The sequence below is a fragment of the Ruegeria sp. HKCCA6837 genome, from assembly GCF_013034475.1.
Taxonomy (GTDB): domain Bacteria; phylum Pseudomonadota; class Alphaproteobacteria; order Rhodobacterales; family Rhodobacteraceae; genus Ruegeria.
Genome location: NZ_WQGD01000011.1, coordinates 102,081 through 126,560, shown reverse-complemented (window position 1 = coordinate 126,560; position 24,480 = coordinate 102,081). Strand labels below are relative to the sequence as shown.

General features: G+C 56.9%; 24 protein-coding genes. 13 read left to right on the top strand and 11 right to left on the bottom strand.

All coding sequences use genetic code 11. The annotated features are described in order from the left end of the window. Positions 1–333: 333 nt before the first annotated feature. The 6 genes from GOV91_RS15935 to GOV91_RS15910 form a co-directional block, all read right to left on the bottom strand. Positions 334–1,854: a sulfatase-like hydrolase/transferase gene (locus GOV91_RS15935; protein WP_171236227.1), complete on the bottom strand. Its 1,521-nt coding sequence runs from the start codon at positions 1,852–1,854 to the stop codon at positions 334–336. Positions 1,855–2,037: 183 nt separating this feature from the next. Continuing rightward, positions 2,038–2,877, bottom strand: a complete 840-nt coding sequence (locus GOV91_RS15930; protein WP_171236226.1) for an alpha/beta fold hydrolase — start codon at positions 2,875–2,877, stop codon at positions 2,038–2,040. Between the two features lie 36 nt (positions 2,878–2,913). Continuing rightward, positions 2,914–4,065: a CaiB/BaiF CoA-transferase family protein gene (locus tag GOV91_RS15925; RefSeq protein WP_171236225.1), complete on the bottom strand. Its 1,152-nt coding sequence runs from the start codon at positions 4,063–4,065 to the stop codon at positions 2,914–2,916. Then, the gene (locus tag GOV91_RS15920; protein ID WP_171236224.1) at positions 4,062–4,709 is read right to left on the bottom strand and encodes an enoyl-CoA hydratase/isomerase family protein; all 648 of its coding nucleotides are present in this window, start codon (positions 4,707–4,709) and stop codon (positions 4,062–4,064) included. Before GOV91_RS15920 ends, GOV91_RS15925 begins: the two co-directional genes overlap by 4 nt. Then, a complete protein-coding gene (locus GOV91_RS15915) occupies positions 4,706–5,434 on the bottom strand; it encodes a class II aldolase/adducin family protein (RefSeq protein WP_171236223.1) in 729 nt (242 codons plus the stop codon). The genes GOV91_RS15920 and GOV91_RS15915 overlap by 4 nt, the downstream gene beginning before the upstream one ends. Continuing rightward, positions 5,434–6,522, bottom strand: a complete 1,089-nt coding sequence (locus GOV91_RS15910) for an aromatic ring-hydroxylating dioxygenase subunit alpha (protein ID WP_171180970.1) — start codon at positions 6,520–6,522, stop codon at positions 5,434–5,436. Before GOV91_RS15910 ends, GOV91_RS15915 begins: the two co-directional genes overlap by 1 nt. Before the next feature lie 134 nt (positions 6,523–6,656). On the opposite strand from GOV91_RS15910, the gene GOV91_RS15905 reads away from it, so the two are divergent. Then, on the top strand, positions 6,657–7,559 hold the full coding sequence (locus tag GOV91_RS15905) for a LysR substrate-binding domain-containing protein (protein WP_171236222.1): 903 nt from the start codon (positions 6,657–6,659) through the stop codon (positions 7,557–7,559). A gap of 26 nt (positions 7,560–7,585) precedes the next feature. Here GOV91_RS15905 and GOV91_RS15900 read toward each other — a convergent pair whose 3' ends face one another. Next, positions 7,586–8,458, bottom strand: a complete 873-nt coding sequence (locus GOV91_RS15900; RefSeq protein WP_171236221.1) for a LysR family transcriptional regulator — start codon at positions 8,456–8,458, stop codon at positions 7,586–7,588. A 66-nt stretch (positions 8,459–8,524) separates the two neighbouring features. Between GOV91_RS15900 and GOV91_RS15895 the strand changes: the two genes are divergently transcribed. The 5 genes from GOV91_RS15895 to GOV91_RS15875 are packed head-to-tail and all read left to right on the top strand — an operon-like array spanning position 8,525 to position 14,316. After that, positions 8,525–10,003, top strand: a complete 1,479-nt coding sequence (locus GOV91_RS15895) for an aldehyde dehydrogenase family protein (RefSeq protein ID WP_171236220.1) — start codon at positions 8,525–8,527, stop codon at positions 10,001–10,003. After that, positions 10,003–10,977: a membrane dipeptidase gene (locus tag GOV91_RS15890; protein WP_254440695.1), complete on the top strand. Its 975-nt coding sequence runs from the start codon at positions 10,003–10,005 to the stop codon at positions 10,975–10,977. The genes GOV91_RS15895 and GOV91_RS15890 overlap by 1 nt, the downstream gene beginning before the upstream one ends. Before the next feature lie 4 nt (positions 10,978–10,981). Further along, on the top strand, positions 10,982–12,670 hold the full coding sequence (locus GOV91_RS15885; protein ID WP_171236219.1) for a hypothetical protein: 1,689 nt from the start codon (positions 10,982–10,984) through the stop codon (positions 12,668–12,670). Further along, positions 12,667–13,296 (top strand): DUF3726 domain-containing protein, encoded by a 630-nt coding sequence (locus GOV91_RS15880; RefSeq protein WP_171236218.1) that lies wholly within the window; start codon positions 12,667–12,669, stop codon positions 13,294–13,296. The genes GOV91_RS15885 and GOV91_RS15880 overlap by 4 nt, the downstream gene beginning before the upstream one ends. A gap of 12 nt (positions 13,297–13,308) precedes the next feature. Next, positions 13,309–14,316, top strand: a complete 1,008-nt coding sequence (locus GOV91_RS15875) for an Ldh family oxidoreductase (protein ID WP_171236217.1) — start codon at positions 13,309–13,311, stop codon at positions 14,314–14,316. A gap of 177 nt (positions 14,317–14,493) precedes the next feature. On the opposite strand, the gene GOV91_RS15870 is transcribed toward GOV91_RS15875, so the two are convergent. Beyond that, entirely contained in the window at positions 14,494–15,585 is a 1,092-nt protein-coding gene (locus GOV91_RS15870; protein WP_171236216.1) for a zinc ABC transporter substrate-binding protein, read from the bottom strand. A gap of 57 nt (positions 15,586–15,642) precedes the next feature. On the opposite strand from GOV91_RS15870, the gene GOV91_RS15865 reads away from it, so the two are divergent. From GOV91_RS15865 to GOV91_RS15855, 3 genes are read left to right on the top strand one after another with little or no spacing between them, the layout of a single operon-like run. Further along, complete coding sequence (locus GOV91_RS15865; protein ID WP_171236215.1) at positions 15,643–16,155, top strand: Fur family transcriptional regulator; 513 nt, start codon at positions 15,643–15,645, stop codon at positions 16,153–16,155. Between the two features lie 2 nt (positions 16,156–16,157). Continuing rightward, positions 16,158–16,910, top strand: a complete 753-nt coding sequence (locus tag GOV91_RS15860) for a metal ABC transporter ATP-binding protein (protein WP_171180946.1) — start codon at positions 16,158–16,160, stop codon at positions 16,908–16,910. Continuing rightward, a complete protein-coding gene (locus GOV91_RS15855) occupies positions 16,910–17,707 on the top strand; it encodes an iron chelate uptake ABC transporter family permease subunit (RefSeq protein WP_171180944.1) in 798 nt (265 codons plus the stop codon). The genes GOV91_RS15860 and GOV91_RS15855 overlap by 1 nt, the downstream gene beginning before the upstream one ends. Before the next feature lie 12 nt (positions 17,708–17,719). Here the strand turns inward: GOV91_RS15855 and GOV91_RS15850 are convergent, their stop codons facing one another. Both GOV91_RS15850 and GOV91_RS15845 read right to left on the bottom strand, forming a co-directional pair. Continuing rightward, positions 17,720–19,234, bottom strand: coding sequence for a malonyl-CoA synthase (locus tag GOV91_RS15850; protein WP_171180942.1), 1,515 nt, complete (start codon positions 19,232–19,234; stop codon positions 17,720–17,722). 81 nt (positions 19,235–19,315) lie between these two features. Beyond that, a complete protein-coding gene (locus GOV91_RS15845; protein ID WP_171180940.1) occupies positions 19,316–19,912 on the bottom strand; it encodes a LysE family translocator in 597 nt (198 codons plus the stop codon). A gap of 73 nt (positions 19,913–19,985) precedes the next feature. On the opposite strand from GOV91_RS15845, the gene GOV91_RS15840 reads away from it, so the two are divergent. Both GOV91_RS15840 and GOV91_RS15835 read left to right on the top strand, forming a co-directional pair. Then, on the top strand, positions 19,986–20,438 hold the full coding sequence (locus GOV91_RS15840; RefSeq protein WP_171180938.1) for an Lrp/AsnC family transcriptional regulator: 453 nt from the start codon (positions 19,986–19,988) through the stop codon (positions 20,436–20,438). A 119-nt stretch (positions 20,439–20,557) separates the two neighbouring features. After that, positions 20,558–21,136, top strand: coding sequence for a PA14 domain-containing protein (locus tag GOV91_RS15835; protein WP_171180936.1), 579 nt, complete (start codon positions 20,558–20,560; stop codon positions 21,134–21,136). Positions 21,137–21,177: 41 nt separating this feature from the next. Here the strand turns inward: GOV91_RS15835 and GOV91_RS15830 are convergent, their stop codons facing one another. Continuing rightward, positions 21,178–22,140, bottom strand: coding sequence for an L-malyl-CoA/beta-methylmalyl-CoA lyase (locus GOV91_RS15830; protein WP_171180934.1), 963 nt, complete (start codon positions 22,138–22,140; stop codon positions 21,178–21,180). Between the two features lie 295 nt (positions 22,141–22,435). Here GOV91_RS15830 and dgcN point away from each other — a divergent pair, with 295 nt between their 5' ends. Further along, entirely contained in the window at positions 22,436–23,437 is a 1,002-nt protein-coding gene (gene dgcN / locus GOV91_RS15825; RefSeq protein WP_171236214.1) for an N-acetyltransferase DgcN, read from the top strand. Positions 23,438–23,511: 74 nt separating this feature from the next. Then, complete coding sequence (dgcA, locus tag GOV91_RS15820) at positions 23,512–24,477, top strand: N-acetyl-D-Glu racemase DgcA (RefSeq protein ID WP_171236213.1); 966 nt, start codon at positions 23,512–23,514, stop codon at positions 24,475–24,477. Positions 24,478–24,480: the final 3 nt, after the last annotated feature.

The window sequence follows — 24,480 nt, the reverse complement described above, 5'->3', positions numbered from 1 at the left end:
GCTCGTCAGGCTCATAACCTGAAGGTCAGAGGTTCAAATCCTCTCCCCGCAACCAAAATCCAAACAGCCCGTTCAGACTACAATCGATCCACCGGATCAATTGCTTAACGATCAAACACCGTCAGCCTCATAACCCGAAGGTCAGAGGTGCAAATCATAATCACGAAAACAGCGTCAGAATATCTAACAACAGACCATTCTAAACGCGTCAAACCCATAACACAAACGTAACGCGGTCAAATTAAGTTCCATCAGGCTCTGTCAAACGCCGGTTGAACCCCTGGTTCGGCAAAGAATATCCGCAAAAACGGAATATCCTCGGAAAAAGCCAAATCAGGTTCTCAGGGCGCTTGCTTGACGCATCTTCTCCTGCTCGTTCGGGGTCGGCGTGTGATTGAAGCAATAAGCCGTCCGACAAGCTTCCTCTCCGCCCAGTTCTTCAATCCTCGCTTTTTGATCGGCAAAACATAGTGCGTTGACAGCATCGGGATCGCAAATTCCTCGTAACCGGCGTTCACCTTCGGCAAGAGCAGCCAGTGCAAAGGCGCCATCTGATTGCAGGGCGACAAGATCCCGGAGTTCGTTCGGGTCGGTCGCAAGATCGAAAAGCTGCGGATCATGGCCGACATAATGGACATACTTCCATTGCTGCCACCGCACCATGAACGTTCCGGTGGTTGACCCGCCATCATGGTACTCGCTTAAAATGGTGCGGTCTGGATCGTCAGGCTCACGGGCCAGTTGGCGCAGGGAAACACCGGGCAAAGCGCGGCTGATTTCGTCTTGGGATACTGCTGTGGCGTCGAGCGCAGTGGCCGCCAGATCGATCAACGAGGTTCCGGTGGCCACCTTGCGCCCCTTTGGCACGCCAGGCCCTGCAAGGATCATTGGGACCCCTGCGGATTGTTCGTACATCACTTGTTTGGTCCAGAAACCCTGATCACCCATCATGTCCCCGTGGTCCGAGACATAGATGACAACTGTGTCTTCGGCCTGACCGCTTGCCTCTAACGCCTTCAAAATGCGACCGACGCAATCGTCCATGAAACTGGTCAGGCCATAATAAGCAGCCTTGGCTTCGCGCATCCTTTGTTCGTCAAAGTACTTTTCGTAGTCGAAAAAGCCCGCCAAATTCCGTAACTCTCTGTGTTCTGGGCGAAAACGGTTCTCGTATCCGACGGGTAGGTCAATCCGCGCAGGATCATAAATGGTGTAAAACTCTTCCGGGCATGTCAGCGGATAGTGCGGGCTGACCAGCGAGATAAATGCGGCCCAAGGTTGATCCGGGTCCGCCGTGTTCTGCAACCACGCTTCGGCAGCTTTGGTTATCTCGCGGTCATAGTCGGTATAACTGCTGTTCCCAATGCCGACATCTGCGGCCAACTCTGCCGCCGCATCGTAGGGTTGCGGGGTTTCGCGGAGGAGGCCAATCGTCCATCCGACGCCGCCCACAACATGCATGGGAAGGATTTCTTCCGAGAAACCGTTGTCATCTTCGGCCGAACGAAAGTGCAGCTTGCCGATGGAAACGGTCTTCACCCCTTGATCCCGCAAATGACGCATCCAGCTTCGGATGCGGCCATCATAGGGGGATGCACTGTCCCAATACCGGGTCTTGTGAACATGATCACCGGTTGCGATCGCCGCGCGGGTTGGAACACACATGGGCGAGGGCGTGTAAGCATTGGTAAAATGCGTGCCACGCGCGGCCAAAGCGTCAAGATTGGGCGTTTTGACGATAGGGTGTCCCGCACATCCCATCGCGTCCTTTCGATGCTCGTCCGAGATGATGATCAGCATGTTCGAACGATCACGGCGCTGCGTTCTTTCTTCTTGCCGAATATGGCTGCTCATGGGGATGCCCTTTCGTGGAAGGTGTCGCACAGGACGGTCGTTCCAAATGTATGTTGGGTCAAGCTTGGTCCGCATTGGCGCCAAATTTAGTCGCCCGGTTTGGGGCGTTGCACTTCCTCAAAATGCCTCCTGGTTTTCACGAGACCGCTACAGATCGGGCCGCATTCCAGCAATCGGTAAGGATCAGCTTTCGTGTGACGGCTCCTCGATAAACTCGGCCAGCAAGCGGTTGAACGCGTCTGACCGTTCGATATTGACCAAATGACCTGTCGCCGGAAAACGATGCCATCTGACCTTGGTAAGGGTGTCCTTCAAGAATGCATTTGTTTCACCGACCAGATAATAATCGTCATCCCCGGTCACGAGCATGACAGGCGTTTTGAAAGCCTGCAGCCGAACGCTGTCGTCAAAAAGGGAACGCCGGCACCAATGCAGGGTAGATAACACATGCACAGCCCCTTCGGCAGACTGACCGCGCAGGTTTGCAGCATATGTCGCCCAACCATCGGGGTCGTTTTTCTGAAAGCCTTGATAGGCGGCATCATTTTCCAGCACCGCGACGGCCCCGTCTCCTCCCCGGTCTTTACGCAGCTGAATTTCGTGCCCGACCCAGGTTCTTCGATAGTTTTCCTGTTCGCCCGGATCGCGGGGTCCAGAGCTGTTACCAACCAGCGTCACGCTCAGGACGCGTTGGGGGTGGTTCAGGGAAAAGTCCAGGCTGGTGAAACTGCCCATCGAGGTTCCGACAAGATGCGCGGCGTCCAGACCCAGATGATCGAACAACGCCAAAAGATCACCGGTTGATTGCGCCTGCCCATATTGCGCGCGGTCTGAGGGGATCGCAGAGGGATGAAACCCACGCGCCGAGTAGGTGATGCAGCAAAAGGAATCCGACAGGTCCGAGACCTGCCGATACCAACTGCGGTAATCGCCGCCGAATTCGTGCACAAATACAATCGGGGCACCTGTTCCGGTTGCCTCGTAGTACAGCGCTATCCCATCAGGTGTTTGAAACTCGGGCATTCGAATGTTCCTGTCTTGGTCGGAGAGTTTTTGAGTTCAGCGTGTCAAAACCGCGATGGCTGCATCGTCATATCCCAGTTCTGACAGAACTTCGTTCGTATGTTGTCCAAGGCGGGGTGCCGAGCTTTCCTGAAGGCCGCGATCTGCAATGGGGTTGCGCGCAAAACGCATATCCTTCCCTTCAGAGCTTACGGTGGAAAAGGCGGCGTATTCTTCTGCGATAGGATCGTCTGCAATTGTTTGGATGTTCTCGACCACCGAGCACGGAATGCTGTTGTCGATCAAAATCTGTATCCAATGAGATGCAGTGTGCTGTTTCAGATGTGCGCCCAAGACCTGATCCAAGGCGCCGCGATTGGCCAGCCGGGCCTCATCCCCCTGAAAACGAGGGTCGTCCAGCAGGTCAAGATATCCGATGGCCTCGCAAAACCGGGGCCAGTCCTTGTCGCTCCCCAATCCTATGACGATATCCCGATCCGATGTCGGATAGGGTTCGAAAGGCGTCATCGACGGGTGGCGTGAGCCGATGGGTTTTGGAACGATCCCGGCATTGAGATAACGCGCAAAGGCATTTTCCAAGCAAACCCACTGACAGGCCAGCATGGAAACGTCCAGATGACTGGTACTTTGGCTCCCTTGTGCGTCGCGCTCATACAGACGTTGCAGAATGCCGATGGTGGTGAACAGCGCAGCCGAGATGTCCCCAATCGAAAAGCCGACGCGGGTGGGGTCTCCGTCCAACTCTCCGTTAATACTCATCATGCCGCTCATTGCTTGGACCACGATGTCATAGGCCGGGCGGTGCGAAAGGCTTCCGGTTTGCCCAAAGCCGCTGATCGAGGCCGAGATCAGGCGCGGGTTGATCCGTTTCAGATCGGCGTCGCCGCATCCCAACCGGTCGCGCACACCGGGCCGCATGTTCTCGACAAACACATCTGCGGTGGCCAGCAGCTTGTGCAGGGCTTCTTTGCCCTGTTCAGTCTTCAGGTCCAGAACGACCGAGCGCTTGTTGCGGTTCAGGGACGCAAAATAGAGGCTGATGTCATTCTCGAACGGCGGAGTTGTGCGGGCAAGGTCACCAGTCGGGTTTTCCACCTTGATAACGTCGGCGCCCAGACTGGCCATTAGCCAGGTGCAGAACGGCCCGGACAAAACGGATGTCATGTCTACAATTCGGATACCTTTCATCTGGAACTCCTTCCGAGCATGGATTTCAGGGTTTTCAGATGCCCGTCGGCAGAGGCTATGGCCGGTGCACACAACGTTTGGCAGGTGTCTGTTAAAACTTCTCGCGTCACCATTCGGTCGACCAGACCCCACATGGCTGCATCCTCTGCGCTGACGGCATCGCCCCCCAACAGGATCACTGCGCTCCGACCCGGGCCAATCAAGGCGTGCATCCTGTTTACATCGTATTGACCGGGTAAAACGTTGTTCTTGAGCACCGGGTAGGAAAACCGTGCTTCGGGCACACAAACCCGGATGTCGCAGGAAAGGGCCAGTGTCATCCCCCCGCCGATGCAAGGCCCATTAATGGCAGCCAGAGTCAGTACCGGGATGGCTCTGAGCGCTTCGGCCATTTCGTCCCAGGGGTCTGGGCCGTTCACGTCGATGGAAAGTGTGTTTAGATCCGCGCCAGCGCAGAAAACACGCCCGCATGCGCCGGTAATGATCACAGCCCGCAGCGCTGTGTCACTGCCGGCTTCAAGGAAAACGTCACGCAGAGAGACCAGCATCTGAGGTGTCAGCGAGTTGGCCTTTGCTGGCCTGTTGATCGTGACAGTCAGACAGGCACCTTCGCGTTGGGCCATGATCAGGTCATTGTCACTCATGACCGGAACTCCGGCACGCTTCGATCCAGCATACGCATCAGCGCTGGCCACTGGACGCCCCCATGTGGTCCGTTTTGCGGCGCGCCCCAGTCGTGCAAGGCATCCATTGCATCGTCTGTGATCGTGATCGGATTGTCCGTTGAACTCAGAATATCGACTTGAATTTTGCAGGCCATCTCAAGGTAGTAGTGATAAATGAAGGCCTCTGCCGCCGTGCGCCCGACCACCAACAGCCCGTGGTTCTGCAACAGCATGGCAAAATTGCTACCAAGGTCGCGCGCCAACAGGGCACCTTCGTCCTCAACCGCTGTGGAGTCCTGATAGGGATGGCTCGACAACGTACCCAGTACAAATCCCGCGTGTTGGGACAAAGCCAACAACCCTTCGGGCATGGCCGACACGGCAACGCCAGCGCGCGTGTGGCTGTGGATCACGTAATTCACGTCAGGCCGGGCCGACAGAATGCCCGAATGGATGATGTGCCCGGCCAAATTGACGATCTTACCGCTGCCCGGCCCGTCATCCACGGCCTGCCCGTCGAAAGACATACGGGTCAGGTTCGAAGCCGTGATTTCGTCGAACATCAAATCGTGTGAGTTCAACAGGTAATGATCAGGGTCCTCTGGAAGACGCGCTGAAATGTGGGTCGATGTCAGGTCGGTCCAGCCATAGTAATGAGCAAGGCGGTAAAGCGCGGCCAAGTCCTGACGGATTACGTCACTCATCAAGCCTCTCCCAACGCTTCGCGGTACAAATTGTGGAAATGGCGCAGCCCGACCTCACTCATCGCACCAGAGCCGTCACCGATGACATAAGGCCCCGGTTCGAACGCGCGGCTTTGCATGCCTTTCTGGATCTTGGAGACAACAACTTCGTCTTCGGCCCCGGTTGTTTCCTTGTGCTTGTGCATCAGTTCAATCACATCTTCATCCGAAATGCCTCCGCTTGAGAACCACCGATACCGATAGATCGTCTTGTTCCATGCCACAGGCAAAAACTGACGGATCGTAAAGTACCCTCCGGGGTAACAGCACATCGACACATTGGGAAAGATCCAGTAGGCACCGTAATCACCTGCGCGTGGGCCGGCGTTCAGATCATAATCATACTGCTTTTCGTTCTTTGTCTGCGCCTTGCCATCATGCCAGATTGTCTTCCCGTGCGGGACCGTTGTGTATCCGTCCATCTCAAGAACGCCATGGGTCAGCGAGCTCGCATGCACTGTCGGGCAATGGTAGCACTCGTTGTAGTTTTCGACCGAAAGCTTCCAGTTGCTGTCATGTTCGATTTCAGTTTCGCAGACAAATTTCAGCTTTGTTGGGTCGGAATGAAAGCTGAGGATGTTGTCGCGGTATTCCTCAAGCCCGGGCCCCATAGGCTCAGCGTTTTCGTCCAGGTTCACAAAGACAAAGCCACAGAACTCCTCGACCTGAATAGTGCGCAGGTTGATCTGGTCACAGGTCAACCCATCGCTTTCCGCAGAACCCGGCGCGCGGCGCAGTCGGCCGTTAATTTCATAAGTCCACGCATGATAAGGGCAGACCAACACCCTTTTGCCCTTGCCTGACCCTTCGACCAGCGGATGACCGCGGTGGCGGCAGATATTGTAATACGCATTGATGCCACCATCCTGTGCGCGAATGACAAAGACATCCTCATCAACGATGGTGAATGTCTTGAAATCGCCCGGCTCCGCAACTTCGGACACATGACAAACGCATTGCCAGCTTCGGAAGAAGATTTTCTCTTTATCGACCTCGAACCAGTCCGGCTGAGTGTAATATTTGGCCTGCAAAGGCAAATCTCGTGGCATCTGGGGTCTCTTCTGGTGGGTTTGCCAAAGTGGTGCTGCATCGCGGGGATGTTGTTCAGCATTAGCCTGCATTGCACTGGCAGCTTTGCACAGATATAGAATCTTTATATCTAGGATAACTTAAAGTTGGTCTCATGAGGCAAAGCGGCAGTGACGTTCCACCGCTCGGGGCAGTTCGTGTCTTTTGGATTGCCGCGCGGTATGGAAACTTTAAACGCGCCGCAACTGAACTTGGTGTGACGCCCACAGCCGTGAGTTCACAGATCAAATCGCTCGAGGCTCATCTGGGCTGCCCCCTGTTTGAACGCCATGCGCAGTCGGTTGCTTTGAACGAAGCAGGGCAGCAGTTTTCCGAAGCGTGCGAGGCGGTGTTCGCGCGGCTTGACCGGGCCGTGCAGGACGCGCGCCAGACCGCTAATAGATCGTCAATAACGGTTGGCGTCGGCGCGCTGATCGGGTCGCAATGGTTGTCCCGCCGCCTGTTCAGCTTTTGGCAACGTTTCCCGGAAACAGGCCTGCATCTTCAGTATTCCCCGGGTGGTGTGGAGTTTTCGGATGGTCAGACCGATATGATGCTGGCCTGGGGGGACGGAGATTGGCCGGGATTGACGTCAGAGGCGCTGCTGCGTTTCCCAACGTCGCCCGTCATCAGCCCATCTCTGATCGCAGAGGGGGGCCATCCTACCGAACCTGCAAACTTGTTGCGCCTACCTCTGTTGCACTGGAAGGATCAAGTCGACTGGCTGGAGTGGTTCGATGCACACGGGGTGGAAACCGGCGACCACCTTCCCGGTGTGATTATAGACGATTCGAGTGTTCTGCTCCGAGCGGTGTTGTCGGGACAGGGTGTTTCCCTTGGGTTACTGCCGTTGATCGAGGCTGAATTACAATCCGGCCAGTTGATACGGCCGTTTGCCAAAGACTTTGCACCTTCCAGATCCTACCATCTTGTTTACCCATCTGACGCGATAAAACAGCCGCAACTCAGGGCTTTTCGGGATTGGATTTTGCAGGAGGCAGGTCGGGACAACCGCTAACAGATGCTGCGATTGAAAGGGGGGCCTCAGGTCAGGTTGCTGGCAAGAATGAATGCGCTGCATTCATCTGCCAAGGCTTTAAACCGAGGCCTTTCCTTCACATACAAATAGACCTGTCGCCTGTCGGGTAGATCGGACAATGTGCGAAAGGCCATGCTTTCAGGGATAATACGAGCAACGGTTTGGGGAAGGATGGTGACCCACTTGCCCGTTCCCACCATTGTTATCAGGGACTGCGTATTGTGAATGGTGACATTCGCCTCTTCAACCGCCTTAACGAACTCAGGCGTCTCGATGAGGTCGCACAAGGCGTTTCGCACAAATGAAGGTGTGACCACATCATTTACACTGGGCGGAACCGCCTTTTTGTTGAACGGATGATCAGCGGCGCAGACAAGACCGAACTGATCTTCGAAAAAGAGGTGCGCTTTAACCCCTTTAACGGGGTGAAAGCCTGACGCTATGCCAATATCAGCTTTGCCCTCGGCAAGCGCATCCAAAACCTGTCGCGTATCAGCGTCCATTAGTTCGACTTTCACGCCTGGGAAACGGTGTGTCATGTGTTCGAGCACGGACGGGAACACCAACGCGGCGACCGAAGGGACGGACGCAATTCGGATCAATCCATTGGCGGCATGAGCAGCAGCTTCGATCGACTGCACCGTTTGGTCAAACTGGCGGACTTGTTTAAGAGACAACTCAAACACTTGCTCGCCCAATGCAGATAGGTGGTTCTTACGCTCGCCAACAAACAGCTTTTTTCCCAAGTGGTCCTCAAGTTGTTTCAAAGTCATCGAGACAGCAGATTGTGTGCGCCCCAACCGGTCGGCTGCTTCCGACAAGTTGCCCGTTTGCGCGACCGTGCAAAAACAACGCAGCATTTCGATTTTTAGTGTCAAATTTCAAAATTCCTGAAGTTTGGTCAATTATATTGAATTTGACTGATATTGTGTGAGAAGTCCATTATGCCCCAACTTCTATTATTTTTGGGGCGAACCGTGACCAACCTGAACCTGATTGCTGGCGAATGGCTTGCCGGCGAAAGCGAGATCGAAAACCGCAATCCTTCAGACCTGAGCGACCTTGTTGGCCATTTCGCACAAGCCAGTGCGGATCAGCTTGACGTGACTCTGGACCAAGCGCGTGTCGCGCAAGCCGAATGGGCGGCCTACGGGCTCGAACGCAAGCAGGCGGTGCTGATGAACATCGGCAACGAGCTGATGGCCCGTGCCGAAGAACTGGGCACCTTGCTCAGCCGCGAAGAAGGTAAACCCTTTGCAGAAGGGAGGGGCGAGGTCTATCGCGCCGGTCAGTTCTTCACATATTACGCAGCTGAATGCCTGCGTCAGATCGGTGAGAACGCAGATTCCGTACGTCCTGATATCGAGATTGACGTGCGCCGCGAGGCGGTTGGCGTGGTCGCCGTTATCAGCCCGTGGAACTTCCCCACCGCGACAGCTTCTTGGAAGATTGCCCCGGCGCTCTGCTATGGCAATGCGGTAGTCTGGAAACCGGCCAACATCACGCCTGCCTCTGCCGTGGCCCTGACCGAGATCATCAACCGTCAGGATATTCCCAAGGGCCTGTTCAGTCTTGTCATGGGCTCGGGTCGGTCCATTGGGCAACGGCTGGTGGAAAGCCCGAAGGTCAACGCCATCTCGTTCACCGGATCGGTGCCGGTGGGCAAGGGCATTGCAGCAGCGGCCATCCAGAACCTGACCAAGGTTCAGATGGAGATGGGATCGAAAAATGCGCTGGCCGTGATGGACGACGCCGATCTCGACCTAGCCGTTTCGCTGGCATTGGGCGGCGCGTTTGGAGGAACCGGTCAGAAATGTACCGCCTCATCGCGGCTGGTGGTTCATGCCGCTGTGCATGACGCGTTTGTCGAGAAACTGGTATCGGGTGCTCAGGCGATGAAAGTCGGTCACGCGCTGGAAGAGGGGACTCAGATGGGCCCTGTCGTCAGCGCGCAGCAACTGGCCGAGAACCTGGCCTATGTTGATCTGGGTAAATCCGAAGGCGCTGAACTGGCCTGCGGCGGGCAGCGTTTGGACATGCCGCATGATGGGTATTACATGAGCCCCGGCGTGTTCCTGAACACCACCAACGACATGCGCATCAACCGGGAAGAGATGTTCGCGCCGCTGACCTCGGTCATCAAGGTCGACAGCTATGATGAGGCCTTGGCCACGGTCAACGATACCAATTTCGGTCTGACCTCGGGCATCGTCACGCAAAATCTGGCCCGCGCCACACATTTCCGGCGCAATGCGCGCACCGGGGTTGTGACGGTGAACCTGCCCACAGCGGGCACGGATTATCATGTACCCTTTGGCGGGCGTGGTGACAGCTCTTATGGCCCACGTGAACAGGGCAAGGCGGCGGCCGAATTCTACACGACGGTCAAAACTGCATATATCAGCGCCGGAAAGCCGATCTGATGCGGATCGATGGGCTGCAATACGCCAACTGGTCCGAAAAGATCTTTCGGCAATTACGCGAAGGGGGCGTGGACGCGATCCACGTCACCATCGCCTATCATGAAAATTTCCGTGAAACCGTTCTGAACTTTGAAAAGTGGAACCGCTGGTTCGAACAATACCCGGACCTGATCATGAAGGGTCAATGGGCCAGCGACATTGATACAGCACGGGAAACCGGGCGCACAGCAGTTTTCTTTGGGTTTCAGAACCCATCGCCCATCGAAGACGACATCGGCTTGGTCGAAATCGTGCATACACTGGGCGCGCGATTTATGCAGCTGACCTACAACAACCAATCGCTGTTGGCGACAGGCTGCTACGAGGCCGAAGACACCGGGATCACCCGCATGGGGCGTCAGGTGATCAAAGAGATGAACCGCGTTGGGCTTGTCGTTGACATGAGCCATTCAGCCGACCGGTCCACGATCGAGGCGGCCGAGCTGTCCGAGCGTCCGATTGCGATCACTCACGCTAACCCGTTTGATTGGGCCCCGGCCCTGCGCAACAAACGAGACGAAGTGATCCGTGCGGTGACTGAAAACGGTGGGATGTTGGGGTTTTCGGTCTATCCTCATCACCTGAAGGACAAGTCGGACTGCACTCTTGAAAGCTTCTGCGAGATGATAGCGCGGACGGCTGAGAAATACGGAGCGGAACATCTCGGGATCGGTACGGATCTGTGCCAGGATCAGCCCGACAGCGTTGTCGAATGGATGCGGGTTGGGCGTTGGTCTAAGCAGATCGACTATGGCGAGGGGTCGGCAAGTAACCCCGGATTCCCCCCGATGCCGTCCTGGTTTCAGGACAATCGGGACTTTGGAAACATCGAAGCCGGGTTGCTGGCGACCGGTCTGAACGATGAAGAAGTGGCCGGTATCATGGGTGAAAACTGGTACAGGTTCTTTGCCGAAAACTTCGGGCCTCAAGGGTAGATGAATGGAAAAACTGACGCAGACACCGATCGAAAGACGAGACCCGGCCACAGTTATGCGGCTGTCGCGGTTGGGTTCTTTGCATCAGTGTCGCCTGAGTTTCATGCGGCAATTGACCCGCAGGATGGCGCGGGAAAACTGGTCGTTCACTCGGCCTGTCTTCGACATTGACGCCAATGGTGTTGGTCGGGCGGTCTATACCGCTCAAGGGCCGGATCGGACATATTCACTGGTGGCCTTTGCTCATGACTTGCCGCCGGAGCAACGCTCGGATCGTGTGATTGCCGAAGCGTGGGATGCCACCTTTGCTTTGTTCGACGGCTTCCCGACCGAGGCCGACATTGACCGCCTTTCCCGAAACGTACCCCTGCAAGAGGCCGGGCGGGTGAGCGAGAGCGAGCTGTCCTTGTCTCGTGCCAATCGCTCGGTCCGCCTTTGGGACCATGTTGTGAAATCCTTGGCCGCAGGCCAGCAGCCGGATGTAGAGCAGATCTATCAGGTCGGCTACCTGATGCGGACAACTGCCGTGTATGGCTCGGGTAAATTTGGCGCGGCGGATCGGGAAAAAGTTGCCGACCGACCCGAGACGCAGGCCCCGTTTCAGGTTGAAATGCTCTCGGTCTTTCTGACCCGGGCATTTGTGCGGGATCTGGTGCAACACATGGCGAACGTCCAAGGCGGCGATCAGGCTGCAACTTTGGACCCCGAGATTGCCCGCTGGCTGGGGATTGGTAACTCTACCGGGCTTGGCATGGCGCCGTTTATCGTCAACCACCCGGTTCTGTTCAACAACTGGATCATGGTACGGGAAGAAGCGATTGCGCGGGTTCGGTCTGTGGACGTGGCCAGCGACGCCGAGATCGCGCGGTTCCGCGATGTTTTCGAACGCAGCCGACTGTCGGTTTCGTGGTGGCGGTCTGAACATCCGATACAGGTCAAAAAGCTCGAGGCATTGAAGGCTGACCTGTTGTTGATCTCCGAGTATCTGCGCCAAGATAATTTGACCGCAGATCGACCGTGGAATCGACTGGTGGACTGGTCAGAAACCGCGTTGAGCGAGGAAGGTCAGGAGTTGCTGGCGTCGCTGATCCTGGAGCCTTATGGCGATTTGGTGGACGGGCTGGCCTCGTGCATGGCAGACACCCGTTCGCAGGCGTTTGTGATTGATGGAACCATGTCCATCGGGACAGTTCGTGATCTGATCCGGGAAACATATGCCTGGGCTTTGGATCTGGATTGGGACGTCCGCGAGAATTGTGCGCGAGCGTGGTATGTTTCTGAAGAAAAGCTGGAACCCCGCATGGGGGAACGGTTTGATGAACCCATTTCTGACTATGAACAACCTCTGGCCCCGGCGCGGGATGCAGCGGCTGCCTATGACGCGCTGGGCGGGTGGGAAGACACCAAGCCCGTGGCCGAATTTCTGTTGCGTCACCCGGAACATCGCCACACGATCCGGCGCGTACAAATGACCCAATCCGCACCCTATGGTGAAATCCGGGATAACACGATTGGGTCAAAGGTGCTGCCTATCGACATGCTGCGGGCAAAGCTGTCTTTCTTTGGAGCAACCCATTTTGACCCCCGTTCGGATCGATGGGTGCGAATCTGCATGTATTCCGGTGCGCCGTACCCGGAGGAGCTGATTTCTGAAAACGCGGATCTTTGGGTCTACCCGCAGGAACCAACATGAATTTTTCGCTCAACGAGATGGAAGCAACCGCAAAACGGGCCACCCGTGGCGCGGGCTATTCCTGGGGCCAGGCCGAGGAGGCGTCGAAGGCGGCCCGCTGGCTGTGCGCGCAGGGGCTGGATGGGGCCGGGATTTTGTCCTCGTTGTTGGAGCGGGGGCTGGCTTCGGACCCGGCGACGCATCGCCCTGGGCAGATTGATCGTCTCTGGCAGGGCGAAGAGGCGTTGTGCCCCTTGTCTGCGGGGCCTTTGTTGTCTGATGCGGCCCACTTGCTGAAAACGAGTCCAATCGAGATGCGGAACGTCGCAGTGCCCGCCTTGATGCTGCCGTTTGCGCGCCACGCCGCGCGTATATTGAACGAAGCGCTGACGATTGAGATCGACACGGTTCAGAATGTCGTGGGCGAGGATTGGCTCATGGCCCCGGACAGTTTGCCAAAAACGGCCCACACGGTCGTGGTTTCCCGAGGCGGTGCACCGACCGCAACACGTGAACAAGAGACGCGCGCCTATCCTGACCCGCAGGATTGGGACATGCTGAACCGCTATGCCCACCGCACCTATGCCCCCGCAACCGAGGAATCCCGCCTGCTGGGTGCAGGGTCCGGGCTTTCTGACAATGATTGAAGAGACGCCAAAGTGACCGATACACAAACCCTGACCCTTGCTGAGATCGAAGACCTGTCTTTCCGTGCGCTCGTTGCGGCTGGCACATCCGAAGAAAATGCCCGCCCGCTGGCGCAGGCCACAGCGGCAACCGAAGCCGATGGCGTTGCAAGTCACGGGCTCGCCTATATCCCGATCTATTGCGAGCATGTGCAATGCGGCAAGGTCGATGGTTTAGCGGTTCCCGTTCTATCACGCCCCAAACCCGGTGTCGTGGCGGTTGACGCCGCAACCGGCTTTGCGCATTCGGCCATTGACACAGGGTTCGAGGCCCTGATCCCGGCGGCCCGAGAACAGGGCGTCGCGGTGCTGGCCATAAAAAACAGCTATAACTGTGGCGTTTTGGGCTACCACACCTATCGGCTGGCCCAGGCCGGGCTAGTGGGGCTGGGATTCACCAACGCCCCCGCTTCGATCGCGCCTTCCGGTGGATCGAAGCCTGTGGTTGGCACCAATCCGTTTTCCATTGCCGCGCCCGGCCCCGATGGCGAACCCGCCCTGCTGATCGATCAGAGCGCCAGTACCATAGCCAAAAGCGAAGTGATGAAACATGCGCGCGAAGGCAAACCAATCCCGGTTGGGTGGGCGTTGGATGCGGATGGCAACCCAACAACCGATCCTGAAGTTGGTCTGAAGGGCTCTATGGCACCGTCAGGTGGATATAAAGGCGTCGGCGTCGCCCTCATGGTAGAGCTCATGGCCGCGGCGCTGACGGGGGCCAGTTTGGGCATCAATGCGTCCCCGTTTTCCGGAACTGTGGGCGGCCCGCCGAAGACAGGTCAATTCTTCATTGCGATTGATCCCACGACAACGGCGTCGTGTGCGTTTGAGACCGGTGTTGCCGAACTGGTCGGGGCGATCCGTGCGCAGGAGGCTGCGCATCTGCCCGGAGACGGCCGCCGTACCAAGCGCCTGTCATCTCGGCAGTCGGGGGTCGCTGTAAGTCGCGCGACACTCGACAAGATCGCGGGTTTTCTGTGATGCGCGGTTGAACAGGTTTCAGCCTACCGCAGATGAAGAAATGGGTCGATTTCGTACCAGAAGTGGACCCGCAAAGCTGAGCGCCCGGGGCGAAGCAGTCACGTAACAGGACCACTCGTTGAACGCATTACCCCGGGCTGCAAGCAGCCCGACCATGGTCGGGCTGTAGCAATAGAGTCAAAGGCACTCGGCCAAGGATTTCGCAAGGTTGCGAATGACGTTTGGATAAAGATCCGCGCCTGGCTGAAGATCGGATCCAAGGGGGTCCATCACGCTGGTTTTGGCCTCGACGCCACCCATAACGCTTTCAACGATCCCCGGATCGAACTGGGGTTCTGCCAAAACGCAGTCGATACCTTCATCGCGGATACGCCCCTGAATCTCGGCAATACGCGCTGGGCTGGGGTCGGACGCATCGCTGAGTGAGATTGCACCAGAGGCGGGGAAGTCGAAGGCGTCTTCAAAATACTGATAGGCGTCGTGGAACACGATGAAGCTGCCGCCCCGAACAGGGTCCAGCGTTTCGGCCACCTCAGCGGACAGCGCAGCCATTTCCTCGCGCGCAGCTGCGGCGTTTGCAAAATAGGTGCCAGCATTTTCAGGGTCAGCCGCAGACAGCTGCGCCGCGATAACATTCAGCCAGGTTTCTGCGTTTGCCGGTGAAAGCCAGGCATGTGGATCATGGTCGCCATGGGCGTGCCCTTCGTGGCCCTGGTCGTCGTGATCATCATGGTCATCCTTGGCGTGATCTTCGTGGTTGTGATCGTCATGCCCATCGTGGTCCGCATGTTCTTCGTGATCATGATCGTGCCCATCTTCTTTGGCGTGATCGTCATGGTCGTGATCGTCGTGATCCTTGTCTTCGGCGTGGTCGTCGTGGTCATCTTCGTCGCCGTGATCATGCGCTTCGAACAAAGCGTTTTCGCGGAATTCAAGAAGAACAGTACCGTCGACCTCCAGCATGGATGTAACGGTTGCGCCTTCAGCCAGCGTATCGATGGCATTCTCCATCCATGGCGTCAGATCTTCGCCCATCCAGAACACCAGATCGGCTTCCTGCAGCGCTGCGGCCTCGGAAGGGCGAAGGTTGTATTCATGTGGTGATGCACCCGGCGCAACGATCAGGTCCGGGGTTCCGACACCGTCCATGACGCGGGCGACCAGCGAATGGATTGGTGCAATATCAACCGCAACGTTTGGCGCGTCCGCAAGGGCTGTTCCACCCATCAATGCAGCCGTGATCGACAATGGAAGAAGCTTTCTGGACATCAGACCCTCTGTGTGATTTTATAACGTTGCGAGTGGCAATACATGATATGAAATAACATGACAAGTGATGCGCGCCCTGCGCCGGTCAAGGACTCGGCTCCGGTAGGGTTTCAGGAACATGACCATCAAACCTGCGTCGAAACGGCCTTGGCCTCGGTCGAAGCTCGATGCAGCACCGAAGGGCTGCGTCTTACACCAGTGCGCCGCAAGGTGCTTGAGATGCTGCTGCAAGAACACCGTGCGCTTGGGGCTTACGCAATTCTGGATCGGTTGCGCGCCGAAGGATTTGGTTCACAGCCGCCCGTTGCCTATCGCGCGTTGGATTTTCTGGTGCAGAACGGATTTGTCCACAAGATTGAGCGTTTGAATGCGTTTGTGGCGTGCTCGCACCCGGGGCAGTCGCATTCTCCGGCGTTCATGATCTGTAGAAAGTGTGATGCAGTGGCCGAAGCGCAATCAGCCCCCGCCAAGGGTGTTCTGGGTGCTGCAGCGCGCGCAGCGGGTTTCGAGATCGAACGAACGGTTGTAGAAGCCGAAGGTCTCTGCCCTGACTGCACCGAAAAGGCGTAAAGATGGCCCTTATCACTGTTGAGAACCTCAGCGTGCGCTATGGCGCGCATACCGTGCTGAGTCGTGTGGACATGGCCGTCGAACCGGGTGAAATCGTCACCATCGTTGGTCCCAACGGATCGGGAAAAACCAGCTTGCTGCGTGCCATTATCGGTGCGACGCGTCCGTCTTCTGGGCAAGTGTCCCTGAAGCCAGGGTTGAAAATCGGATATGTGCCGCAGAAATTGCATGTCGACCCGACATTGCCCATTTCCGTTGAACGGTTCATGCGCCTGACCGACCGCGTGTCTCGCACGCAATGCGGTTTGGCGCTCGAAACTGCGGGCGTGCCGGATCTTTTGCACCGCCAGATGTCGCAGTTGTCCGGTGGACAGTTCCAAAGGGTGCTGCTGGCGCGGGCGTTGATCAACCGTCCGGACATTCTGTTGCTGGACGAGGCGACCCAGGGTCTGGACCAACGCGGGTCAGCCAGCTTCTATCAGCAGATTGAGGCGGTGCGCCGTGAAACCGGATGTGCCATCCTGATGATCAGCCATGAATTGCACGTGGTCATGAGCGCCTCGGACAGGGTGATATGCCTCAACGGGCATGTCTGTTGCGAAGGCTCTCCGGCGGTTGTTGCGTCGGCGCCGGAATACCGTGCGTTGTTTGGTACAGGCACCGGTGGGGCGTTGGCGCTGTATCGCCATGAGCATGACCACCATCACGATCATGAACATGATCATGACCACCCCCCTAAAGAAGCGGCGGAATAATGCTTGATGATTTTATGACCCGCGCGACGCTCGCCGGTGTTGGTGTGGCATTTGCAGCGGCCCCTCTTGGGTGTTTCGTCGTGTGGCGGCGCATGGCGTATTTCGGAGATGCAACCGCACATGCCGCAATTCTGGGTGTGGCGCTGTCTCTGACCTTTCAAATGTCAATCTTCACTGGTGCGCTGGCCGTGGCACTGATGATGGCGCTGACTGTGACCCTTTTGGCTGGTCGTGGCTATGCGATGGATACGCTTTTGGGAGTCCTGGCGCATTCTGCCCTGGCGTTTGGCTTGGTCGCCGTTTCATTCCTGTCCGGTGTACGCATTGATCTTATGGCTTACCTGTTCGGGGATATTCTGGCCGTATCGCGCTCGGACCTCATCGTGATCTGGGGCGGTGCGGCGTTGGTTGTCGCGCTGATCACCTGGCGCTGGTCGCAGCTGTTGACGGCCACTCTGAACGAAGAACTGGCTTATGCCAGTGGCTTTGATCCTAAGCGAGAGCAGTTGATCCTGACACTGTCCCTAGCTGTCACCGTGGCGGTGGCGATCAAGGTTGTGGGCGTTCTGCTGATTGCGGCCATGCTGATCATTCCGGCCGCAGCGTCCCGCAACTTGGCGCGTTCACCCGAGTCCATGGCCCTGATTGCCGCCGGGATCGGCGCGTTTTCAGCCGTTGCTGGGCTGAGAGCGGCTTATGTTTTTGACACCCCTGCGGGACCATCGATTGTCTGTGTGGCGGCAGTTTTGTTTGCCTGCCTCAGCATCCTTGGATGGAAATCCCAAGGCAGGGTGTAAAGACGCTCGGCCTTAGGCGTTTGTGAACATGTCCTTGTACTGATCACGCAGGATGTTTTTCTGAACTTTGCCCATGGTGTTGCGGGGCAGTTCGTCCATCAGGATCAGTTCGCGGGGATGCTTAAACCGGGCCAGGCTTTTGCACACTGAGGTCTGTATCTGATCCAAATCGGGGCTCGCACCGGGCTCGGCCACGATCACGCCCAGGACGGTTTCGCCGAAGTCCGGGTGCGGCACACCGATCACCGCGCTTTCCAGCACACCGGGTTGGTCGTCCAAAACCAGTTCGATCTCTTTGGGGTAAATGTTGTACCCGCCCGAGATGATCAGGTCTTTGTTGCGGCCAACGATGTGAACGTATCCGTCCTCATCAACACGGCCCAGATCACCGGTGATAAAGAATCCATCTGAGCGCAGTTCCGCAGCGGTCTTCTCGGGCATCTGCCAATAGCCCTTGAAGACGTTGGGGCCGCGTACCTCTAGGACACCGATTTCTCCTTGCGGAAGGGTGTTGCCATCGGTGTCGCAGACCTTGAGCTCGACCCCGGGCAACGGGAAGCCAACGGTTCCTGCGCGCCGTTCGCCGTCATAGGGGTTTGACGTGTTCATATTGGTTTCGGTCATGCCATAGCGTTCCAGGATACGGTGGCCGGTACGATCCTCGAACTGCACATGGGTGTCTGCCAGCAAAGGCGCCGAGCCGGACACGAACAACCGCATATGGGCCGACAGGTCCTTGGTGAAACGCGTGTCTCCCAGCAGGCGGGTGTAGAAAGTTGGAACGCCCATCATCGACGTGGCGCGCGGCATCCAGTCGATGATCTGGTCCAGATCGAATTTGGGCAGCCAGATCATGCTGCCACCTACCGCCAACATGACGTTGGTCGCCACAAACAGCCCATGTGTGTGAAAGATCGGTAAGGCGTGCAGCAGCACGTCGTCAGAAGTAAAGCGCCACTCGTCAACCAATGTCTGTGCGTTGGATAGCAAGTTGTTCTGGGACAGCATCGCGCCTTTGGATCGACCGGTGGTGCCAGAGGTATAGAGGAAGGCGGCCAAATCCTCTTCGTCCCGGTCAACGGTTTCGAAATGCGCGGGCAGCCCTGCTGTCTGATCTAAAAGAGAACCCGAGCCATCGGCGTTCAGGGTTTCGATCTGTGCGTCAAGTCGGGCTGCAATAGGCGAAAGGTTGTCTAGGGCGCCGCTGTCACAAACAACTAGCGACGCACCGCTGTTTTCGATGAAATAGGTCAGCTCGTCCGCAGTATAGGCGGTGTTGAGCGGCAGAAACACAAGGCCCGCTTGCGCGCAGGCCGCAAAAAGCGCCAGCGCCTCGGGTGATTTTTCAATCTGTGCGGCGACACGATCACCGGGTTTCAGGCCCAGCTTAACGGTCACATGGGCGATCTGAGCCGCGGTGTGCAAAAACGCTTGATAGCTGAGGGTTTTACCATCAGGCAAATACAAAAAAGTTGTGTCTTTTCCTGCGTGAACGCCGAACAAACCATCGTAAAGTGGGTTGGCCATCAGGGGTACCTTTCTTGCATGCCGCGTCGCGTGTCAGATGCCATGCGGAATAGCCTAAGTGCCAATGCTTGTCATCATCACTCAGTGTGGCCAAAGCACAGGGTAGAGCGAGGCAATAAGCAGCGCGGCCATCGTCCAGTTGAAAGCAACCAGCCTGCGCGGATTTGTCAGCAGGCGTGCCATCTGCTGACCAAGGACCGTCCAGGTGCTGACCGAGGGCAGATTGACCGCGCCAAAGACAAGGGCCACCAGCAGGATCGCGTGCAACGTCTGATTGGGGGCGTATGCAGTCGTGGCCGTCAGGGCCATGGCCCAGGCCTTGGGGTTCACCCATTGAAAGGCGGCAGCTTGCAGAAATGTCATCGGGATGCCCGACGCCTCTGATCCCTTGGCTGGCGCGGCATGGGCAATCTTCCACGCCAGATACAGAAGATAGACGACTGAAACGATTTTCAACGCGGTGTGGCTGATAGGGTATCTGTCGAACACCTGCACCAACCCTGCACCAACCAGCAGCACCATGACCGTGAACCCCAGGCCAATGCCCAGCATATGCGGGATCGAGCGTCGAAAACCGAAGTTCGCGCCAGATGCCATCAGCATCAGATTGTTGGGTCCCGGCGTGATCGAGGTCACAAAGGCAAAGACGATCAGGGCCATAAGGATGTCATAGGTCATAGCGCGTAGTATTGATCGAGCTCATGAAAATGAAATTGCTTATTTGTGCGTGTTTCCGGTAATTACACAACTTATGATGAAGAATGATCAAATTAACCGTCAGATATTGCGTGAACTAACGCGCGACGGGCGCATCAGCAATCTGGAACTGGCGGAACGGATCGGCCTGTCTCCCTCGGCTTGCTTGCGTCGTGTTCAAGAGCTTGAAAAGGCTGGGGTGATCACCGGCTATCGCGCCGTTCTGGACCCTGCCGCCATGGGTGTGGGCTTTGTTGCTTACATCGGTGTTGGCTTGGGTGAACACACAAAAGCCGCGCAGGAGGGGTTTGAACGCGCCTTGCAACAAGCCCCCGAGGTTGTCGAATGCCACAACATCACTGGCACTATCGAATACCTACTTCGGGTCGAATGCGCCGACCTGCCCTCCTACAAGACTTTTCATACCGAGGTGTTGGGAACACTGCCTCATGTTACGTCGATCACGTCGTATGTGGTTATGGGATCACCCAAGGATTTGAGGGCATAACCCTTGAAATTGTGAAGTTTCACTCTCTTGCAGGGTAAAAATTCACAGCCTAGTGTCATGGTAATGACGTTGCCAGGGGATAGGCCCAGCCAAAACGGCGCGCAAACAGGGAGATTACGATGAAACTCGTTCGAACAGTGGCGACCGCAGTAGCCATGTCGCTTGTTGCCGGGGCTGCTTTGACTGCCCCGCTGAAACTGCAACCTGCCAGCCCGCAACCTGCTCCGAAAGCGGGGCTGAATGTGAAATACTATGGTACTGGCAACCAACACAAAAAGATTCGCGATCTGAGCCAGGCCAAAAGCTTGCTTTCTCAGGCGAAACCGGGAAAGCCGTTGCGTGGGTTGGATTACAGGGACACCAGCAAGGGCGAGGACGTCATGACCTTCGACCAAGCTTACAATGTTGCCGCCGAGGTGACGGGGTATATGCGGTTCGACTCGCCGGGGGTTTATGAGTTGGAAACTTGGTCAAATGACGGGATCGAGGCTTGGGTTGGTGGCCAGCAGATTGGCCGTGTTACAAGCATTCAGGGCTGTGAAGCCAATCAACGCACCGAAGTAGAAGTGCCCAAAGCGGGCTGGTATCCATTGAAGATCGTCTATTTCCAAAAACTGGGAACATCGTGCCTGATGATGAAGTCAGGAAAGAAGGGTGAACGCTTCACATGGACACCGAACGAGGTTTTTGGTCGTTGAAACAACAAAATTGGGCGCTCGATTGAGCGCCCAATTTTGACTTAACTGCCTGCCGCGATCAGTTCGGCCTGCGCCACAATGACTTCCGCCTGCTTGATTGAGGCGATGTCGACCAAGCGCCCCTTATAGACAGTCGCGCCTTCGCCATTTGCCTTGGCCTGTTCCATCGCGGCAAGAATTTCGCGGGCCTCGGAAACGGCTTCGTCAGATGGGGTGAAGACCTGATTGGCCAATGCGATCTGCTTGGGATGGATCGCCCATTTCCCAACCATACCCAAAGTCGCTGAACGTTTAGCCTGCGCGATATAGCCTTCGTCATCGCTGAAATCGCCGAAAGGCCCATCCACCGGCAACACGCCATGGGTGCGGCAGGCGGCCACGATGGCAGCTTGCGCCCAGTGCCATGGATCAGACCAGTGTTTCTCGCCTTCACGCAGCATATAGTAGTTTTCCTGCGTGCCGCCGATGCCGGTGGTCTGCATTCCCATCGAGGCTGCGAAATCGGCGGCCCCAAGGCTCATGGCCTGCAGGCGGGGGGATGAGGCTGCAATTTCTTCAACATGCGCGATACCAGCAGAAGACTCGATGATAACCTCGAAGCTGATTTGTTTGGTACGGCCCTTGGCGCGCTCGATCGCTGTGACCAGCGCATCGACCGCATAGACATCCGCCGCACATCCGACTTTGGGGATCATGATCTGATCCAGACGGTCGCCTGCCTGCTCCAACACGTCGACAACGTCACGGTACCAGTAGGGCGTGTCCAGCCCGTTGATCCGGACGGACATGTATTTGGTACCCCAGTCGACTGTGTTCAGCGCCTCAATGACGTTGGCGCGTGCCGCATCCTTGTCCGAAGGCGCAACCGAGTCCTCTAGATCCAGGTTGATCACATCCGCAGCCGACGCTGCCATCTTAGGGAACAGTTTGGTGTTCGACCCGGGGCCAAACAGCTGACAACGGTTGGGGCGTGCCGGTGCGGCAGGTTGGATGCGAAAGCTCATCGAGACCTCGTGCGAGTAATGAAATTGCGATTTTCCTGCTCAATGAGGTATTAAATTGCGCGGCGCGGCGCAAGGGCGATTATGCATCTGCGGCAATGCGGCTGCAGAATGGAGGTATTGGATAGCTGCGAAAAGGTGATTAAAGTTTAATCATTTTGAAAACTTCGAATATTTTTGCGCATCAAAGTAAACTTGTGCAAGAATATCGCGCCTTAGTCGTATCAAGCGGATCAAAACGCGAAACGCTCGTTTTGCCGTTTCTCTAGCTTAAGCCGGAATCAAAGGAGTGACCGCAATGATCGAGACACCGTACCTGCTGTTTTTGGGCGATGCGCCCGACCAATTGGCGGCCAAAGTGGCTGTGGGCATCAAGGACTGGCGTCCAGAAAACGCCGTCGGCCAGTATCGCATGGACGGCTGCAAGGCTGATCTGGGCCTGGCAGATATGACCTTGACCGAGGCGAAAGAAGCCGGCGCCAAGACGCTGGTTATTGGCGTGGCCAACCGTGGCGGCGTTATCAGCCAAGAATGGAAGAAGGTTCTGGTTATGGCGCTTGAGGAAGGATTTGACCTTGCCTCTGGCCTGCACAATCTGTTGCGCGACGAACCCGATCTGGTGGCCGTAGCCGAAGCAACTGGTCAAAAGCTGCACGACGTGCGTGTGCCCGAAATCGAATACCCGATTGCCAACGGGATCAAGCGTAAGGGTAAGCGTTGCCTGGCTGTGGGTACCGACTGTTCTGTCGGCAAGATGTACACGGCCATGGCGATCGATGCTGAAATGCGCAAGCGCGGTATGAAGTCGACATTCCGGGCGACCGGTCAGACTGGCATCCTGATCACCGGCGATGGTGTGCCGCTTGACGCGGTCATTGCGGACTTCATGGCGGGCTCAATCGAGTGGCTGACGCCCGACAATGATGAGGACCACTGGGACCTGATCGAAGGGCAGGGCTCTTTGTTCCACGTGTCCTATTCCGGTGTGACAATGGCGTTGATCCATGGTGGCCAGCCAGACGCCCTGATCCTGAGCCACGAACCGACCCGCGAACACATGCGCGGTCTGCCCACCTATCAGCAACCGTCACTGGAAACCCTGCGCGACACCGCGCTGGCACTGGCCAAAGTGGCGAACCCTGATTGTCAGGTTGTCGGCGTTTCGGTTAACACCCAGCATATGTCCGAAGAAGACGCGGTTGCCTATCTGGCCAAGATCGAAGCCGACATGGGCTTGCCTGCAACCGACCCGTTCCGCTTCGGGTCCGGCAAGCTGGTGGACGCGCTGGCAGCGATGTGAGCTGAACAACATGCCGGAGGTGGGGTCATCCGCCTCCGGTAAGAGCATTAGAAAAGAAATGAAGGAGCGGTTGCGTGCAGATAGAGGTCTCTCGCGATGTGTTTCGACTGGCGCAGGTGTTTACCATTTCGCGCGGGTCGCGGACCGAAGCAAAAGTTCTGACGGTTCGCATATCAGATGGAACCCATCAGGGTTGGGGCGAATGTGTCCCCTATGCGCGCTACGACGAAACGCTCGAGTCTGTTGAGGCCGAGATTGCAGGGTTGCCTGCGGAATTTACCCGACAGTCGCTGATGGACTTGCTGCCCGCTGGCGCTGCGCGAAATGCCGTGGATTGCGCCTTGTGGGATTTGGAGTGCAAACGCGCCGGTAAACGGGTTTGGGAACTGGCAGGTCTGCCGGTTCCGGGGCCTGAGATTACCGCCTACACGTTGTCGCTGGATACGCCCGAAGCGATGCGGGCACAGGCTGCCGATAACGCGCATCGCCCGTTGCTGAAGATCAAACTGGGTACACCTGACGACATGCCCCGGCTTGAAGCCGTGCGTGCAGGGGCGCCTAAATCCAAGATCATCGTAGATGCGAACGAAGGCTGGTCGGCTGAGGTTTATGCCGACCTCGCCCCGCATCTGGTGCGTCTGGGAGTGGCACTGGTTGAACAGCCCCTGCCGGCCGGAGACGACGATGCGCTGATCGGAATGGATCGTCCGGTACCGGTCTGTGCAGACGAATCCTGCCATGACCGCAACAGCCTGCCTAAGCTGAAGGGCAAATATGATGTCATCAACATCAAGCTCGACAAAACCGGCGGTCTGACCGAGGCGCTGGAATTGCGCAAAGCCGCGATTGCCCAAGGCTATGACATCATGGTGGGTTGCATGGTCGGAAGCTCGCTTGCCATGGCTCCTGCGACACTGCTGGCGCAGGGTGCGATGGTGACAGACCTTGACGGCCCGCTTCTGTTGGCCGAAGACCGCGACACCCCGCTGATTTTTGACGACGCCGGAGTGCACCCTTCGGTGTCCGCGCTCTGGGGCTGAGGA

Coding starts and splice junctions, on each gene's coding strand:
- GOV91_RS15935 (WP_171236227.1), bottom strand. CDS start 1,854: ATGAGCAGCCATATTCGGCAAGAAGAAAGAACGCAGCGCCGTGATCGT.
- GOV91_RS15930 (WP_171236226.1), bottom strand. CDS start 2,877: ATGCCCGAGTTTCAAACACCTGATGGGATAGCGCTGTACTACGAGGCA.
- GOV91_RS15925 (WP_171236225.1), bottom strand. CDS start 4,065: ATGAAAGGTATCCGAATTGTAGACATGACATCCGTTTTGTCCGGGCCG.
- GOV91_RS15920 (WP_171236224.1), bottom strand. CDS start 4,709: ATGAGTGACAATGACCTGATCATGGCCCAACGCGAAGGTGCCTGTCTG.
- GOV91_RS15915 (WP_171236223.1), bottom strand. CDS start 5,434: ATGAGTGACGTAATCCGTCAGGACTTGGCCGCGCTTTACCGCCTTGCT.
- GOV91_RS15910 (WP_171180970.1), bottom strand. CDS start 6,522: ATGCCACGAGATTTGCCTTTGCAGGCCAAATATTACACTCAGCCGGAC.
- GOV91_RS15905 (WP_171236222.1), top strand. CDS start 6,657: ATGAGGCAAAGCGGCAGTGACGTTCCACCGCTCGGGGCAGTTCGTGTC.
- GOV91_RS15895 (WP_171236220.1), top strand. CDS start 8,525: ATGCCCCAACTTCTATTATTTTTGGGGCGAACCGTGACCAACCTGAAC.
- GOV91_RS15890 (WP_254440695.1), top strand. CDS start 10,003: ATGCGGATCGATGGGCTGCAATACGCCAACTGGTCCGAAAAGATCTTT.
- GOV91_RS15885 (WP_171236219.1), top strand. CDS start 10,982: ATGGAAAAACTGACGCAGACACCGATCGAAAGACGAGACCCGGCCACA.
- GOV91_RS15880 (WP_171236218.1), top strand. CDS start 12,667: ATGAATTTTTCGCTCAACGAGATGGAAGCAACCGCAAAACGGGCCACC.
- GOV91_RS15870 (WP_171236216.1), bottom strand. CDS start 15,585: ATGTCCAGAAAGCTTCTTCCATTGTCGATCACGGCTGCATTGATGGGT.
- GOV91_RS15865 (WP_171236215.1), top strand. CDS start 15,643: ATGACAAGTGATGCGCGCCCTGCGCCGGTCAAGGACTCGGCTCCGGTA.
- GOV91_RS15860 (WP_171180946.1), top strand. CDS start 16,158: ATGGCCCTTATCACTGTTGAGAACCTCAGCGTGCGCTATGGCGCGCAT.
- GOV91_RS15855 (WP_171180944.1), top strand. CDS start 16,910: ATGCTTGATGATTTTATGACCCGCGCGACGCTCGCCGGTGTTGGTGTG.
- GOV91_RS15850 (WP_171180942.1), bottom strand. CDS start 19,234: ATGGCCAACCCACTTTACGATGGTTTGTTCGGCGTTCACGCAGGAAAA.
- GOV91_RS15845 (WP_171180940.1), bottom strand. CDS start 19,912: ATGACCTATGACATCCTTATGGCCCTGATCGTCTTTGCCTTTGTGACC.
- GOV91_RS15840 (WP_171180938.1), top strand. CDS start 19,986: ATGATGAAGAATGATCAAATTAACCGTCAGATATTGCGTGAACTAACG.
- GOV91_RS15835 (WP_171180936.1), top strand. CDS start 20,558: ATGAAACTCGTTCGAACAGTGGCGACCGCAGTAGCCATGTCGCTTGTT.
- GOV91_RS15830 (WP_171180934.1), bottom strand. CDS start 22,140: ATGAGCTTTCGCATCCAACCTGCCGCACCGGCACGCCCCAACCGTTGT.
- dgcN (WP_171236214.1), top strand. CDS start 22,436: ATGATCGAGACACCGTACCTGCTGTTTTTGGGCGATGCGCCCGACCAA.